At 56.9% G+C, this 12,121-nt stretch carries 26 protein-coding genes; all 26 read right to left on the bottom strand.

Features of this window, described 5'->3' with window-relative positions:
* Positions 1–7 precede the first annotated feature (7 nt).
* Positions 8–121: a 50S ribosomal protein L36 gene (rpmJ, locus tag IEY52_RS20410; protein ID WP_034341378.1), complete on the bottom strand. Its 114-nt coding sequence runs from the start codon at positions 119–121 to the stop codon at positions 8–10.
* Between the two features lie 191 nt (positions 122–312).
* Complete coding sequence (infA, locus tag IEY52_RS20405) at positions 313–555, bottom strand: translation initiation factor IF-1 (protein WP_146887880.1); 243 nt, start codon at positions 553–555, stop codon at positions 313–315.
* 432 nt (positions 556–987) lie between these two features.
* Complete coding sequence (locus IEY52_RS20400; protein ID WP_189006091.1) at positions 988–1,560, bottom strand: adenylate kinase; 573 nt, start codon at positions 1,558–1,560, stop codon at positions 988–990.
* A gap of 226 nt (positions 1,561–1,786) precedes the next feature.
* Positions 1,787–3,112, bottom strand: a complete 1,326-nt coding sequence (secY, locus tag IEY52_RS20395; RefSeq protein WP_189006088.1) for a preprotein translocase subunit SecY — start codon at positions 3,110–3,112, stop codon at positions 1,787–1,789.
* Positions 3,112–3,555, bottom strand: a complete 444-nt coding sequence (gene rplO / locus IEY52_RS20390; protein ID WP_034341383.1) for a 50S ribosomal protein L15 — start codon at positions 3,553–3,555, stop codon at positions 3,112–3,114. Before rplO ends, secY begins: the two co-directional genes overlap by 1 nt.
* The gene (gene rpmD / locus IEY52_RS20385; protein ID WP_146887830.1) at positions 3,552–3,719 is read right to left on the bottom strand and encodes a 50S ribosomal protein L30; all 168 of its coding nucleotides are present in this window, start codon (positions 3,717–3,719) and stop codon (positions 3,552–3,554) included. Before rpmD ends, rplO begins: the two co-directional genes overlap by 4 nt.
* On the bottom strand, positions 3,716–4,222 hold the full coding sequence (rpsE, locus tag IEY52_RS20380) for a 30S ribosomal protein S5 (RefSeq protein WP_229684889.1): 507 nt from the start codon (positions 4,220–4,222) through the stop codon (positions 3,716–3,718). Before rpsE ends, rpmD begins: the two co-directional genes overlap by 4 nt.
* The gene (rplR, locus tag IEY52_RS20375; protein ID WP_189006086.1) at positions 4,212–4,553 is read right to left on the bottom strand and encodes a 50S ribosomal protein L18; all 342 of its coding nucleotides are present in this window, start codon (positions 4,551–4,553) and stop codon (positions 4,212–4,214) included. The genes rpsE and rplR overlap by 11 nt, the downstream gene beginning before the upstream one ends.
* Entirely contained in the window at positions 4,553–5,110 is a 558-nt protein-coding gene (gene rplF / locus IEY52_RS20370) for a 50S ribosomal protein L6 (RefSeq protein WP_189006083.1), read from the bottom strand. The genes rplR and rplF overlap by 1 nt, the downstream gene beginning before the upstream one ends.
* A gap of 14 nt (positions 5,111–5,124) precedes the next feature.
* Positions 5,125–5,520 (bottom strand): 30S ribosomal protein S8, encoded by a 396-nt coding sequence (gene rpsH, locus IEY52_RS20365; protein ID WP_189006080.1) that lies wholly within the window; start codon positions 5,518–5,520, stop codon positions 5,125–5,127.
* Between the two features lie 130 nt (positions 5,521–5,650).
* Complete coding sequence (locus IEY52_RS20360) at positions 5,651–5,833, bottom strand: type Z 30S ribosomal protein S14 (RefSeq protein WP_189006077.1); 183 nt, start codon at positions 5,831–5,833, stop codon at positions 5,651–5,653.
* Between the two features lie 12 nt (positions 5,834–5,845).
* The gene (gene rplE / locus IEY52_RS20355) at positions 5,846–6,385 is read right to left on the bottom strand and encodes a 50S ribosomal protein L5 (RefSeq protein WP_189006065.1); all 540 of its coding nucleotides are present in this window, start codon (positions 6,383–6,385) and stop codon (positions 5,846–5,848) included.
* A 10-nt stretch (positions 6,386–6,395) separates the two neighbouring features.
* A complete protein-coding gene (rplX, locus tag IEY52_RS20350) occupies positions 6,396–6,710 on the bottom strand; it encodes a 50S ribosomal protein L24 (protein ID WP_189006062.1) in 315 nt (104 codons plus the stop codon).
* Positions 6,710–7,114, bottom strand: a complete 405-nt coding sequence (gene rplN, locus IEY52_RS20345) for a 50S ribosomal protein L14 (protein ID WP_189006059.1) — start codon at positions 7,112–7,114, stop codon at positions 6,710–6,712. The genes rplX and rplN overlap by 1 nt, the downstream gene beginning before the upstream one ends.
* The gene (rpsQ, locus tag IEY52_RS20340; protein ID WP_189006056.1) at positions 7,111–7,365 is read right to left on the bottom strand and encodes a 30S ribosomal protein S17; all 255 of its coding nucleotides are present in this window, start codon (positions 7,363–7,365) and stop codon (positions 7,111–7,113) included. Before rpsQ ends, rplN begins: the two co-directional genes overlap by 4 nt.
* Before the next feature lie 12 nt (positions 7,366–7,377).
* Positions 7,378–7,569, bottom strand: coding sequence for a 50S ribosomal protein L29 (gene rpmC, locus IEY52_RS20335; protein ID WP_189006052.1), 192 nt, complete (start codon positions 7,567–7,569; stop codon positions 7,378–7,380).
* On the bottom strand, positions 7,556–7,981 hold the full coding sequence (gene rplP / locus IEY52_RS20330; protein ID WP_189006049.1) for a 50S ribosomal protein L16: 426 nt from the start codon (positions 7,979–7,981) through the stop codon (positions 7,556–7,558). Before rplP ends, rpmC begins: the two co-directional genes overlap by 14 nt.
* Positions 7,981–8,724, bottom strand: coding sequence for a 30S ribosomal protein S3 (gene rpsC / locus IEY52_RS20325; protein WP_189006046.1), 744 nt, complete (start codon positions 8,722–8,724; stop codon positions 7,981–7,983). Before rpsC ends, rplP begins: the two co-directional genes overlap by 1 nt.
* Entirely contained in the window at positions 8,717–9,055 is a 339-nt protein-coding gene (gene rplV / locus IEY52_RS20320; RefSeq protein WP_189006041.1) for a 50S ribosomal protein L22, read from the bottom strand. Before rplV ends, rpsC begins: the two co-directional genes overlap by 8 nt.
* Before the next feature lie 9 nt (positions 9,056–9,064).
* Positions 9,065–9,352, bottom strand: coding sequence for a 30S ribosomal protein S19 (rpsS, locus tag IEY52_RS20315; protein WP_189006025.1), 288 nt, complete (start codon positions 9,350–9,352; stop codon positions 9,065–9,067).
* A gap of 12 nt (positions 9,353–9,364) precedes the next feature.
* Positions 9,365–10,192, bottom strand: a complete 828-nt coding sequence (gene rplB / locus IEY52_RS20310; RefSeq protein ID WP_189006021.1) for a 50S ribosomal protein L2 — start codon at positions 10,190–10,192, stop codon at positions 9,365–9,367.
* 11 nt (positions 10,193–10,203) lie between these two features.
* Positions 10,204–10,491 carry a 50S ribosomal protein L23 gene (locus IEY52_RS20305; RefSeq protein WP_189006015.1) on the bottom strand — a complete coding sequence of 96 codons (288 nt, stop codon included), beginning with the start codon at positions 10,489–10,491 and terminating at the stop codon, positions 10,204–10,206.
* Positions 10,488–11,084, bottom strand: coding sequence for a 50S ribosomal protein L4 (gene rplD, locus IEY52_RS20300; RefSeq protein ID WP_189006009.1), 597 nt, complete (start codon positions 11,082–11,084; stop codon positions 10,488–10,490). Before rplD ends, IEY52_RS20305 begins: the two co-directional genes overlap by 4 nt.
* On the bottom strand, positions 11,081–11,707 hold the full coding sequence (gene rplC / locus IEY52_RS20295; RefSeq protein ID WP_189006006.1) for a 50S ribosomal protein L3: 627 nt from the start codon (positions 11,705–11,707) through the stop codon (positions 11,081–11,083). Before rplC ends, rplD begins: the two co-directional genes overlap by 4 nt.
* Positions 11,704–12,027: a 30S ribosomal protein S10 gene (gene rpsJ / locus IEY52_RS20290; RefSeq protein WP_146887865.1), complete on the bottom strand. Its 324-nt coding sequence runs from the start codon at positions 12,025–12,027 to the stop codon at positions 11,704–11,706. The genes rplC and rpsJ overlap by 4 nt, the downstream gene beginning before the upstream one ends.
* A partial coding sequence (locus IEY52_RS20285) for an EF-Tu C-terminal domain-related protein (RefSeq protein ID WP_188999607.1) occupies positions 12,027–12,121 on the bottom strand: 95 nt, incomplete at its 5' end. The genes IEY52_RS20285 and rpsJ, both read right to left, overlap by 1 nt.

Below are 12,121 nucleotides of genomic sequence, written 5' to 3'. Positions count from 1 at the left end.
ATTCACCTTACCCTTGACGCTGCTTGTGCTTGACGTTTTCGCAGATCACGAAAACGCGGCCGTGGCGACGAATGACTTTGCATTTGTCGCACATCTTCTTGACGGAAGTTTGAACCTTCATGTCTTTCTCCTTCGCGCCGCCTCCTGCAGTTCTCACTTGACCGTTCCGTGGGCAAAACCCAACTTTTCTGAACGAAGTGAAAGTGCCTCAGCTGGCGCTCCACCCCCAGTTGGTCCGGTCACGGACCAATATTGGCCGTAATCCAAGCCCAGTGGGGATATCACTTCATGGCACGGATGCCAGTTAGTGACTTACTTGCGGTATACGATGCGGCCCCGAGTGGGGTCGTAAGGCGAAATTTCGAGGACGACCCGATCTCCAGGCAGAATGCGGATGTAGTGAATTCTCATTTTTCCGCTGATGTACGCCAGGATTTCGTGTCCGGAATCGAGTTGAACCTTGAACGTGGTGTTCGGCAGGGCTTCGGTGATCACACCCTCTGCACGAATGGTGTCGTCTTGCTTCTTCTCGCTTTTTCCTCGATTTTCTTTAATTGGTCTTTTCGCCACGCGTCCTCCGGGTCATCGGGTCTTGTCTTTACAGCCTTGTACGTCTTTCGCACGTTAAAAAGGCTTGTAAAAAACAAGCCAAAGAAAAGAGTACCACCTCAATGTGTTTTTTGCAAGGGGTTTGGTGGCGATGTGCCATCACCACGCCGAGGGCCGAGAGCTGAAGGCAGAGGAATACCCCACAAGTCCTTCCTGAGCAACGATTGCAAGCCAAAGCTTATTGATGTTCTCAAAAAGCGTGGCCGTGCTTTTGGCTGAGCAAGCGCCCAGTGCGAACCCGGCCGTCCGGGGAGCACGCTTTAGGGGCAAGAAAGCGAATGGAAGGGTCAGGACACTTGAGAAACCTACAGTTCTTTTGGCGTAGATCAATAAGCATAAAGTATGGCTCTCGGCCCTTGGCTCTTGGCCCTCGGCAATTTATTGCACAGCCTGCACAATGCGCTGGTAAACTTCATCCATGCTGCCAATGCCATCCACACGCTTCAGCACGCCACGGGCAGCGTAATAATCCACCAGAGGTCTGGTGTTGGTGTGGTAGACCTGCTGGCGGTTGCGGGCGGTTTCTTCGGTGTCGTCAGAGCGACCAGAGGTTTTGCCCCGCTCCACAATGCGGGAAATCAATTCTTCATCGGGAACTTCCAGCAGGGGAACAGCGTGAATGGGTGCTCCAAGTTCTTCCAGCAGCACATCCAGCCCTTCTGCCTGTGCACGGGTTCTGGGGAAACCATCAAAGATCACCCTGATTTTGTCCATGCTGGCGAGTTTGTCGCGGATCAGGGCAATCAGGATGGGATCTGGCACCAGTTCACCAGCAGCCAGAATGGGAGCAACCTGCTGGCCCAGTTCAGTCTGTCGGGTCACATGGTCGCGCAGGATGTCTCCAGTGGAGATTTGCAGCAAATCCTGCTCGCTGGCCAGTCGGATGGCCTGGGTCCCCTTCCCTGCCCCGGGAGGCCCCAGGAAAATGATCACTTTATTGGACTTCATCATGTCTCTCCTCCCAGTGGTTTGAAGGGCAGAATCACAGCACACCCTTCTTGATGCCCTCAAGCCACTTTAATAGGCCCTATTCTAACTTGCTGCTCACAGAAATTTGATCAGGCTGGTCATACGGGAGCAGAACAGGGTGTAACTCTTTGCGTTGTATGCCCCTGACCGGGTTTTGAACAAAAGAAAGAGAACCCCGTAAGGTTCTCTTTCTCAGAAGCTGGCGTGTTTACAGCCTTCCCCGCAAGCGGCCCTTGGAAATGAATCCATCGTAGCTGCGCAGGGTGAGCTGGGCTTCAATCTGCTTCAGGGTGTCCAGCGCCACACCCACCAGAATCAGCAAACCCGTTCCAGAGAATGCGAACACCGTCTGTCCACTGATGCCTGAAGTGGCCTGCAAGACCTGAGGCACCAGCACCAGGAAGCCCAGGAAGATGGCTCCCCACAGGGTGATGCGGGTGGAGATGAAATTCAGGTACTCTGCAGTGGCCACCCCTGGACGAACGCTGGGAATGAACCCGCCGCTTTCACGAAGGTTTTCCGCAATGCGTTTGGGATCAAACTGGATGCTGTTGTACAGGAAGGTGAAGCCAATCACCAGCAGCACTTCCAGCGCAATCCCAGTGGGTGAAGCCAGGGAGAACCAGCGGTTCAGGAAGGACACCAGATCCGGGTTGCTGCTCTGGAAACTGGTTTCCAGCACCTGCACAATGGTCATCACAGCACTGGCGAAAATCACGGGGATCACGCCTGCACCGTTCAGTTTGATGGGCAGGTAGGTTTGCTGCTTGGCGTACTGTTTTCCACCAATTTCCTTGCGGGCATATTGAATGGGAATTCTTCGTTCTGCCTGCAACACCAGCACAATCCCCACCACCGTGGCAAGGATCACCAGAAAGAAGGCCACAATTCCAAGCAGGGTCACAGCCTCGTTGTTGTAGAGGTCAACGATCTGGGAAATTGCACCTGGAAAACTGGCGGCAATGCCAGCAAAGATCAGCAAGCTGACCCCGTTGCCAATGCCCACTTCGGTGATGCGTTCACCAATCCACAAAGTGAAGGCGATGCCTGCCACCTGGGTGAGCACCACGTTCAGACGGAACATCCAGCCGGGTTCCCAGCCAGAAGCCAGGAAGCGTCCGTTTTCTGCTTCGCCCACCAGCATGGCGAAAAACAGAGCCTGAACCGCACCCAGTGCAATGGCCCCATACCGGGTGTATTGCGCAATGGCTTTGCGTCCCTCCTCGCCTTCTTTCTGGAGTTTTTCCAGGGCGGGGATGGACGTGGTCAGGATCTGCATGATGATGCTGGCTGTGATGTAGGGCAACACACCCAGCGCGAAAATGCTGAAGCGCGAAAGGTTCCCACCCGAGATGTTGCTGATCAAGCTCAGCAGGCCGCGGGCACTGCCGGCAGCCTGCTCGATTCCAGTGGGGTCAATTCCGGGGTTCGGAATGGTGCTTCCCAATCTATAAATCGCTAAGAGCAATAGGGTGAAGAGGAACTTCCGCTGCAATTCAGGAATGCGAAATGCGTCACGGAAGGCGCGAAACATTACTCCTCCTCGGGGAGGATGACTTTTCCGCCAGCGGCTTCAATCTTGGCAATGGCGCTCTGGGAAGCAGCGTCCACGTGCAAGGTGTAGGCTCCGGTGACTTCACCAGCAGCCAGCAGTTTGATGGGACGGTTGCCGTTGCGCACCAGACCACTGATGATGAAGTCTTCGAACTGCACGGTGCTGCCCGCTTCGAAGCGCTCGAGGTCACGCAGGTTGACCAGGGCGTATTCGATGCCTTCGTGGCTGAAACCACGTTTGGGCAGGCGGCTCAGCAAGCTGCTGCGTCCACCTTCAAAGAAGTGGCCTTTGCCTGCACCGGAACGGCTCTTTTGACCTTTGTGGCCACGGCCGCTGGTTTTGTCGGTTCCACCAGGACCGCGACCAACGCGTTTGCGGTCTTTGCGGCTGCCGGGGGTGGGTTTCAGGTCGCTCAGTTTCATTCCTGAACCTCCAGGAGGAATTTCACCTTGTTGACCATGCCTTTGACAGCATCGGTGTTGGGCACTTCACGCTCGTCACCGATTTTTTTCAGGCCCAGGGCCTTCACGGTTGCGATCTGGTCACCAGGTCGGCCGATGGTGCTGCGAACGAGTTTGATTTTCATTGTGCGCCTCCGCGCAGATCTTCCACTTGCTTCTTGGTCTTCAGGCTTTTGAGGCCATCAAACACGGCGTAAGCCACGTTGATCTGGTTTCTGGAGCCGAGTTCCTTGGACAGCAGGTTGGTGATGCCAGCGAGTTCAGCAATGGCGCGGGGCACGGAGCCGGCGATCACACCGGTACCAGGGCCTGCAGGCTTGAGGATCACGCGGCTGGTGGTGCTGGCACCCACGATGTCGTGAGGAATGGTGCCATTTTCCACGGGGACCTGGATCATGTTCTTGCGGGCCACTGCTTTGGCTTTTTCGATGGCGACAGGCACTTCTTTGGCTTTGCCAATGCCCATCCCGACGCGACCATTGCGGTCACCAATGACAACGAGAGCAGCGAAGCGGAAACGGCGACCACCCTGGTAGGTCTTGGCGGTGCGGTTGACGCTGATCATCTTTTCTTCGAATTCACCGGTTTCGCGGTCACGGTCGCGGTTGTTGTTGCGATTAAAACTCAAGGCCACCCTCCCTTGCAGCTTCAGCGAGGGCTTTCACGCGGCCATGGTACTTGTATTCGCCACGGTCAAAAACCACTTGCTTGACGCCTTTGGCAAGCGCAGCTTCGGCAATGGCTTTACCCACAGCAGCAGCAGCGTCGGTTTTGGTGCCTTCCACACCCAGGGCTTTGGAAGCAGCCTGGGCGAGGGTCACACCGTTTTTGTCATCGATGATTTGCGCGTAGATGTACTTGCTGGAGCGGAACACGCTCAGGCGCACACGATCGCTGTTCTTTTTGATCCTGGCACGGTTGGAGTACTTACGGCGCAGGGTACGATCCAATGCGGGCATTATTTCTTCCCTTTCCCGCCGGTGGCGCCTGCCTTACCGGCTTTGAGCGCGATCTGTTCGCCAGCGTAACGCACACCTTTGCCGTGGTAGACATCGGGTTTGCGCACTTTACGCAGGTTGGCAGCGGTCTGGCCGACCAGTTGCTTGTCGATGCCGGTGATGGAGAGCTTGGTGGGCTCAGGCACGGCAAAGGTGATGCCGGCTGGGGGCTCCATCACCACGGGATGGCTGTAACCAATGGTCATCTCGATGTTTTTGCCAGCCAGTTTGGCACGGTAGCCCACACCTTTGAGTTCCATGTTGATGGTGTAGCCTTCGCTCACGCCTTTGACAGCGTTGGCGACCAGGGTGCGGGTCAGGCCGTGCAGGGCACGGTGGCGAGGCTGGTCAGAGGGACGGGTCACATTGATGGTGCTGCCGTCCACAGCCACGGTCAGTTCATTGTTGAAAGGAACCGTCAGCTCGCCTTTGGGGCCTTTGACTTTGAATTCACTGTTTTCCACACTGACCTGAACGCCAGCGGGAACGGTGATGGGTTGTTTACCAATTCGGGACATGTTTCAAATCCCCCTTACCAGATCACGCAGATCACTTCGCCGCCAATGCCTTCTTTACGGGCATCGCGATCGGCAAGCAGACCTTTGGAGGTGGAAACCACGGCCAGACCCAGACCCTTGTGAATGCGGGGGAGGTCTTCGTGGTTGACATAGGCACGACGGCCAGGGCGGGAGATGCGCTCAATGTGCTTGATCACTTGCTCACGCTTGTGTCCGTACTTCAGCTGGATGCGCAAGACATCAAACTTGCCTTCATTAACGCGCTCGTAACTCGTGAGATAGCCCTCTTTCACCAAAATTTTGGCGATTTGCTCCTTGAACTTGGAGGCAGGCACATCCACGCTGTCTTTATATGTGCGCGTCGCATTCCGAATGCGCGTCAGCATATCTGCAATAGGATCGCTCAGCATTTCTTATCCTTTTCAGGGTGGGGAAAGCCCTGATTTTCAGGGATGTTCCCCAAAGCGAATTCTTGTTTTGTCGAAAAAGGATCTTCAGACAGTCCCGGAGCAAAACCGCTCCGGCTGTATCCAAAGCCTCTTACCAGCTGGATTTCTTCACGCCGGGCAGTTCGCCACGGTGGGCCATTTCACGCAGGCAGATGCGGCAGAGACCGAAGAAACGGTAGTATCCACGGGCACGTCCGCAACGCTGGCAGCGGTTGTAGTTCTGCACAGCGAATTTCTTGCTGTTATGGGAAATGACTTTACCTTTGTTCGCCATTTAACTTCTCCCTTACTTCCGGAAGGGCAGACCCAGTGCTTTAAGCAGGGCGCGGCCTTCTTCGTCGGTGCGAGCGTTGGTGACAATGGTGATGTCCATGCCGCGCACGGCATCCACCATATCATAGGTGATCTCGGGGAAGATCAATTGCTCTTTCACACCGAGGTTGTAATTGCCGCGACCATCGAAGCTGTTGGGGTTGACACCCCTGAAGTCACGGATGCGAGGCAGACCCACATTGATCAGTTTTTCCAGGAAGGTGTACATGCGCTGACCGCGCAGGGTCACTTTCAATCCGATGGGCATGCCCTGACGGAGTTTGAAGTTGGACACGCTCTTCTTGGCCTTGGTGATCACAGGCTTCTGCAGTGCGATGATGGCGAGTTGGCTGGCAGCTTTGTCGATGACTTTGGAGTCTTCTTTGCTGGAACCCAGACCCTGGTTCAGGACGATTTTTTCGATGCGGGGCACCTGCATGATGCTGGCGTAGCCAAAATCCTGTTGCAGTTGAGCACGCACCTCGTCGTAGTATTTTTTCTTCAGAGCGTCCACAGCATTAACCTCAGTCGATCACTTTGCCGCTTTTCGTAGCGACGCGAACTTTTTTACCGTCCACGACTTGCTTACGAGTGCGGGTGGGCTTGCCGGTCTCGGGATCAACAACGCGGACTTTGGAAGCATGCAGTGCAGCTTCGCGTTCCTCGATGCCACCTTCGGGGTTGTTGGCGTTGGCTTTGACGTGCTTTTTCACCACGTTGACGCCTTCAACGACCACTTTGTTTTCGCTGGGCAGGGCCAGGAGAACCTTACCGGTTTTTCCTTTGTCTTTACCGCTGGCGACGTAAACCAGGTCGCCTTTCTTCACGTGAAGACCCATTAGAGCACCTCCGGAGCCAGGGAGATGATCTTCATGAACTTGCGGTCACGCAGTTCGCGGGCCACGGGCCCGAATACACGGGTACCACGGGGTTCACCCTGGTTGTTGATGATCACAGCGGCGTTCTTGTCAAAGCGAATCACGCTGCCGTCGGGACGCTGGATGGCTTTGCTGGTGCGGACCACAACGGCCTTGACCACATCGCCAGACTTGACGTTGCCCTTGGGGGTGCTTTCTTTGACGCTGGCGATGATGATGTCGCCCACTCCGGCGTAGCGTTTGTTGCCGCCACCCCCGGTGGTCAGACCCTTCGCGCCGATGCCGTTGTTCAGAACACGGATGCACATGATTTCACGGGCACCGCTGTTGTCTGCGACGTCGAGTCGCGTTTGAGGCATGATCATGCTTCACCTCTGGCGCGCTCAATCAGTTTGGTCACTTGCCAAGTTTTGGTCTTGGAAATGGGGCGCACGCTGATGATTTCAACAATGTCACCAGTGTGGTATTCGTTTGTCTCATCGTGGGCAGCATATTTCTTGGAACGGGTCACGACTTTACCGTAAAGGGGGTGTTTGAACCTGCGTTCAACCTTCACGGTGACCGTCTTGTCCGCTTTGTCGCTGACAACGATACCTTGGAGCACTTTCTTGGGCATCCCTAATCTCCCTTACTTGCCTTTGCTTTCCGCAGAAACGGTCAGCAGTTGGGCGACTTCGCGCTTGATTTCGCGAATGCGAGCAGGGTTGGCGAGCTGGCCGACAGAGTTCTGGAAACGGAGTTCCATCAGCTCTTTTTTGCGGCTTTCGACTTCCTGCGCGATTTCAGCGGGCTTCAGTTGGCGAATTTCACTGAGCTTCATCGTAAACCTCGCGTTTGACCATCTTGGTCTTGATGGGCAGCTTGTGTCCAGCCAGACGGAAGGCTTCACGGGCCTGCTCTTCGGTCACATTGGCGACTTCGAACATCACGCGGCCAGGCTTCACGACGGCCACCCAGTATTCTACCGCACCTTTGCCTTTACCCATTCGGGTTTCGGCAGGCTTCTTGGTGATGGGTTTGTCCGGGAAAATGCGGATGTAGATTTTACCACCACGGCGGAAGTAACGGCTCATCACGATGCGGCAGGCTTCGATCTGGTTGGATTTGATCCAGGCAGGCTCGGTGGCCACCAGGCCGAAATCTCCGAAGGCCACGTACTCGCCGCCCTTGGTTGCACCGGTCATGCGACCACGGAACATCTTGCGGTACTTGGTTCGCTTGGGAAGAAGCATTACTCGCCTCCTTCTTTACGACGGCGGGCAGTGGGACGACGACGCTGTGCGCCACGCTCTTCGTTGCCACGCTGGGGTTTGGGCTGGGGTGCAGGACGCACTTCGCCACGGTTGCCGATCACTTCACCGTTGAACACCAGGACTTTGACGCCAATGATGCCGTAAGTGGTTTTGGCCAGTGCAGTTCCGTAGTCGATGTCGGCGCGCAGGGTATGCAGGGGCACGCGGCCTTCCAGCACTTTCTCGTTGCGGGCCTGTTCAGCACCACCGAGACGGCCACCCAGGATGATTTTCACACCACGGGCTCCGGATTCCATCACGCGCTGGGCAGCTTGCTTCATGGCACGGCGGAAAGCGAAACGGCGCTCGATCTGCTCGGCCACACGCAGGGCCACCAGGGGAGCGGACAGGTTGGGGTTGCCCACTTCTGCCACATTCACAGCCACGGTGCCAGCGGAAACCAGACCCTCGATGGCCTGGCGCAGGGCTTTGATGGCCTCGCCGCCTTTGCCAATCACCACGCCGGGTTTGGCAGCACTGATGGTCACGCTGATCTGCTGACCTGCACGCTCGATTTCCACGCGGGCAACGCCAGCGGTGGAAAGCCTCTTGCTGACCAGAGCACGGATGATCTCGTCTTCCTTGAGGAGTTTTTTGTAATCCTTTTTGGAAGCGTACCAGCGGCTGTTCCAGTCCTTGGTGATGCCCAGACGCAGTCCGTTGGGGTTGATTTTGTTACCCATTGCGTTCCTCCAGAATGATGGTGATGTGGCTGGTGCGCTTTTTGAGGATGTCACCACGACCACGAGCACGGGGGAGGATGCGCTTGAGGGTGGGGCCTTCGTTGACGAAGGTCTGGGCCACGAACAGGCGGTCTTCGATCAGGTCGAAGTTGTTCACGGCGTTGGCTTTGGCGCTTTTCAGCACTTTCAGCACGGGGTCGGACGCGCCACGCGGAATGAAGCGCAGCAGGTCTTCGGCTTCGCTCACGGACTTGCCGCGAATGGCATCGACGACAAGGCGCACTTTGCGCGGAGCGATGCGAATGTATCTGGCAATGGCTTTGCTTTGCATGGCTCCTCCTTACTTCTTCTTGCTGGATTTGGAGTTCTTGTCGTCGCCGTGGCCGCGGTAGTTGCGGGTGGGAGAGAACTCGCCGAGTTTGTGACCAATCATCTGCTCGTTCACGTAGACGGGGATGTGCTGTTTGCCGTTGTACACAGCCACAGTGTGTCCGATCATTTCGGGAACGATGGTGGAGCGGCGGCTCCAGGTTTTGATCACTTGTTTTCTGTTGCTGTTGTTGAGGGTGTCCACTTTGTCCAGCAGGTGGCCGTCAACAAACGGTCCTTTTTTCAGGCTACGAGGCATGCAGGCTCCTTATTACTTCCGGCGAGCGACGATGAAGCGGCTGCTGTTCTTGCGACGCTTGCGGGTCTTGAGACCTTTGGCAGGCTGTCCCCAGGGGGAAACAGGCGTGCGGCCAACACCAGTGCGACCTTCACCACCACCGTGGGGGTGATCCACAGGGTTCATGGAAGAGCCACGCTGATAGGGCTTGCGTCCGAGCCAGCGGGTGCGTCCAGCTTTACCGATCACGATGTTCTTGTGCTCTGCGTTGCCGATGCTGCCAACGGTGGCGTAGCACTCGGTGTGCACACGGCGAAGTTCGCCGCTGGGCAGGCGCAAAATCGCGTAGTCGCCTTCTTTACCCTGGATCTGGATGCTCGTACCGGCGCTGCGGGCCATCTGACCACCACGTCCGGGCACCAGTTCCACGTTGTGGACCACGGCACCGACGGGCATGAAGCGCAGGGGCAGGGCATTGCCGACCTTGGGTTCTGCTTCGGGACCGCTCACCACGGTGGAGCCGACTTGCAGGCCTTCGGGAGCCAGGATGTAGCGCTTCTCGCCGTCCAGGTAGTGCAGGAGGGCAATGCGGGCACTGCGGTTGGGATCGTACTCCACGCTGAAGACCTTGGCGGGAACCCCGGCCTTGTCGCGGCGTTTGAAGTCGATGATCCGGTACAGGCGCTTGTGGCCACCACCGCGGAAACGGCTGGTGATGCGACCACGGTTGTTGCGGCCACCGGTCTTGTGAATGGAGGTGGTCAGACTCTTCTCGGGGCGCTTTTTGGTCAGGCCCGAGAAATCAGCCGTGGTCAGGAAGCGCCTGGAGGGAGTGTATGGACGGTACGTCTTGACTGCCATGCTAGCGCTCCTTAAACCAGGTTCTCAAGGGCTTCGATTTTCTGGCCCTCTTTGAGTTTGACAATTGCTTTTTTGCGGTCAATGCGCTTGCCGGTGAAACGGCCTGCACGCTTGACTTTGCCTACCAGTTTCTGGGTGTTGACGCTGTCCACTTTGACGCCAAAGACTGCTTCTACGGCAGCTTTGATTTCAGGTTTGGTGACGCGGGGGTCAACCCAGAAGCTGTAAACGCCGTTCTCGATACCAGCGAAAGCTTTTTCGCTCACAACAGGAGCTTTGATGGTGTCAAAATGGCTCATTCTTCACCGTCCTTCGCGGGTTCGAGGACCACTGCGTCGATGACCAGGTTGTCATGGCGCAGGATGTCGTAGACGTTCAGGCCTTCCACAGCCACAGCAGTGACGTTGCGGATGTTGCGGGCAGCGAGGCGGGCGTTCACATCGTCAGTCACCAGGAAGATGCTGCCTTCGATGCCGTTCTCTTTGACCCAGGCCACAAACTGCTTGGTCTTGCCTTCCACGCCGAATCCGTCCACTGCGAACAGTTTTCCGGTGGTGGCGCGGTCGCCGAGGGCCATGGCCAGACCAAGCTGACGCACTTTGCGGGGCAGGGTGTAAGCGTAGCTGCGGGGTTTGGGGCCGAAGGCCACACCACCGCCCACGAAGGTGGGAACGCTGCGGTCACCGTGACGGGCGTTACCGGTGCCCTTCTGGCTGTACATCTTCTTGCCCACGCGGCTCACCTGAGCGCGGGTTTTGGTGCTGGCGGTGCCACGGCGGCGCTTGGCGAGCTGCCAGGTCACCACGTCGTGCAGGATGCCGACTTTGGCTTCGGGGAATTCGACTTCAAGAGCGCGACCCCCGTTTTTGCCGATCACTTTGATCTGGCTCATGACTTGCCTCCCTTGGCGGCAGCTTTGAGGATGACCAGACCACCGTTGGGACCGGGGATGCCGCCTTTGACGAGAATCAGGTTCTCATCAGGACGAACTTCGATGATCTCTAAGTTCTGAACGGTGATGCGTTCAACGCCCCAGTGACCGGCCATGCGTTTGCCTTTGTAAACGCGACCGGGGGTTTTGCGCTGTCCGATGGAACCGGGGCGACGGTGCCATTTTTTGGAACCGTGGCTGGCAGGACCGCCTTTGAAGCCCCAGCGACGCATGACACCCTGGGTACCGCGACCCTTGGAGGTGCCGGTCACATCAACGATTTCGCCCTGCTCGAACAGGTCAGCTTTGAGGACTTCACCTTCGAAGTTGAAATCGCGGAATTCGCGGAGGAAACGCACTGCGCTGGCACCGTTTTTCTTCAGGTGGCCCAGAGCGGGTTTGTTCAGGCGGCTTTCTTTCTGCTCGCCGTAACCAACCTGGATGGCGTTGTAGCCGTCGGTGGCAGCAGTTTTGCGTTGCACGATCTGGCAGGGGCCAGCCAGCACAACGGTGACGGGTACGACTTTATCGCCTTTCCAGACTTGGGTCATCCCGACTTTGGTGCCGAGAATGCCTTTGGTCATTGTGCACCACCCACGGTTTTGATCTCGATGTCCACACCAGTGGGGAGATCCAGGGTCATCAGGGAATCGATGGTTTTCTTGGTGGGGGACTCGATGTCCACCAGGCGGTTGTGGGTGCGGATTTCAAAGGATTCGCGGCTGTCCTTGTCAATAAAGGGGCTGCGCATCACGGTGAAACGGCGGATGCGGGTGGGGAGGGGAATGGGTCCGCTCACCTTGGCACCCGTGCGGCGCACGGTGTCCACAATCTTGGACGCACTCTGGTCGAGGGTGCGGTGGTCAAAGCCACGAAGTTTGATGCGAATCTTGGGAGCAACCATTATTCAAGCACCTTGGAAACCACGCCTGCACCAACGGTCCGGCCACCTTCGCGGATGGCGAAACGCAGACCTTCTTCCATGGCGATGGGCTTGA

Source organism: Deinococcus roseus, from assembly GCF_014646895.1.
Lineage (GTDB): Bacteria > Deinococcota > Deinococci > Deinococcales > Deinococcaceae > Deinococcus_C > Deinococcus_C roseus.
The sequence above is the reverse complement of the archived record's forward strand: the minus strand, read 5'-3'. Positions and strand labels throughout refer to the sequence as shown.

Bases quoted from the DNA above. Each gene is read 5' to 3' on its own strand.
- rpsC (WP_189006046.1), bottom strand. From the start codon at position 8,724: ATGGGTAACAAAATCAACCCCAACGGACTGCGTCTGGGCATCACCAAG.
- IEY52_RS20400 (WP_189006091.1), bottom strand. From the start codon at position 1,560: ATGATGAAGTCCAATAAAGTGATCATTTTCCTGGGGCCTCCCGGGGCA.
- rplR (WP_189006086.1), bottom strand. From the start codon at position 4,553: ATGCCCGCATTGGATCGTACCCTGCGCCGTAAGTACTCCAACCGTGCC.
- rpmD (WP_146887830.1), bottom strand. From the start codon at position 3,719: ATGAAAATCAAACTCGTTCGCAGCACCATCGGCCGACCTGGTGACCAG.
- rpsS (WP_189006025.1), bottom strand. From the start codon at position 9,352: ATGCCTCGTAGCCTGAAAAAAGGACCGTTTGTTGACGGCCACCTGCTG.
- rplV (WP_189006041.1), bottom strand. From the start codon at position 9,055: ATGCAAAGCAAAGCCATTGCCAGATACATTCGCATCGCTCCGCGCAAA.
- rplP (WP_189006049.1), bottom strand. From the start codon at position 7,981: ATGCTTCTTCCCAAGCGAACCAAGTACCGCAAGATGTTCCGTGGTCGC.
- rpsQ (WP_189006056.1), bottom strand. From the start codon at position 7,365: ATGCCCAAGAAAGTGCTCCAAGGTATCGTTGTCAGCGACAAAGCGGAC.
- IEY52_RS20360 (WP_189006077.1), bottom strand. From the start codon at position 5,833: ATGGCGAACAAAGGTAAAGTCATTTCCCATAACAGCAAGAAATTCGCT.
- rpsJ (WP_146887865.1), bottom strand. From the start codon at position 12,027: ATGGTTGCTCCCAAGATTCGCATCAAACTTCGTGGCTTTGACCACCGC.
- rplD (WP_189006009.1), bottom strand. From the start codon at position 11,084: ATGAGCCAGATCAAAGTGATCGGCAAAAACGGGGGTCGCGCTCTTGAA.
- rpsH (WP_189006080.1), bottom strand. From the start codon at position 5,520: ATGCTGAGCGATCCTATTGCAGATATGCTGACGCGCATTCGGAATGCG.
- rplC (WP_189006006.1), bottom strand. From the start codon at position 11,707: ATGACCAAAGGCATTCTCGGCACCAAAGTCGGGATGACCCAAGTCTGG.
- rplX (WP_189006062.1), bottom strand. From the start codon at position 6,710: ATGGGTCTTCACGTGAAGAAAGGCGACCTGGTTTACGTCGCCAGCGGT.
- rpmC (WP_189006052.1), bottom strand. From the start codon at position 7,569: ATGAAGCTCAGTGAAATTCGCCAACTGAAGCCCGCTGAAATCGCGCAG.
- rplN (WP_189006059.1), bottom strand. From the start codon at position 7,114: ATGATCATGCCTCAAACGCGACTCGACGTCGCAGACAACAGCGGTGCC.
- rplO (WP_034341383.1), bottom strand. From the start codon at position 3,555: ATGAAACTGAGCGACCTGAAACCCACCCCCGGCAGCCGCAAAGACCGC.
- secY (WP_189006088.1), bottom strand. From the start codon at position 3,112: ATGTTTCGCGCCTTCCGTGACGCATTTCGCATTCCTGAATTGCAGCGG.
- rplB (WP_189006021.1), bottom strand. From the start codon at position 10,192: ATGGCAGTCAAGACGTACCGTCCATACACTCCCTCCAGGCGCTTCCTG.
- rplF (WP_189006083.1), bottom strand. From the start codon at position 5,110: ATGTCCCGAATTGGTAAACAACCCATCACCGTTCCCGCTGGCGTTCAG.
- rpmJ (WP_034341378.1), bottom strand. From the start codon at position 121: ATGAAGGTTCAAACTTCCGTCAAGAAGATGTGCGACAAATGCAAAGTC.
- IEY52_RS20305 (WP_189006015.1), bottom strand. From the start codon at position 10,491: ATGAGCCATTTTGACACCATCAAAGCTCCTGTTGTGAGCGAAAAAGCT.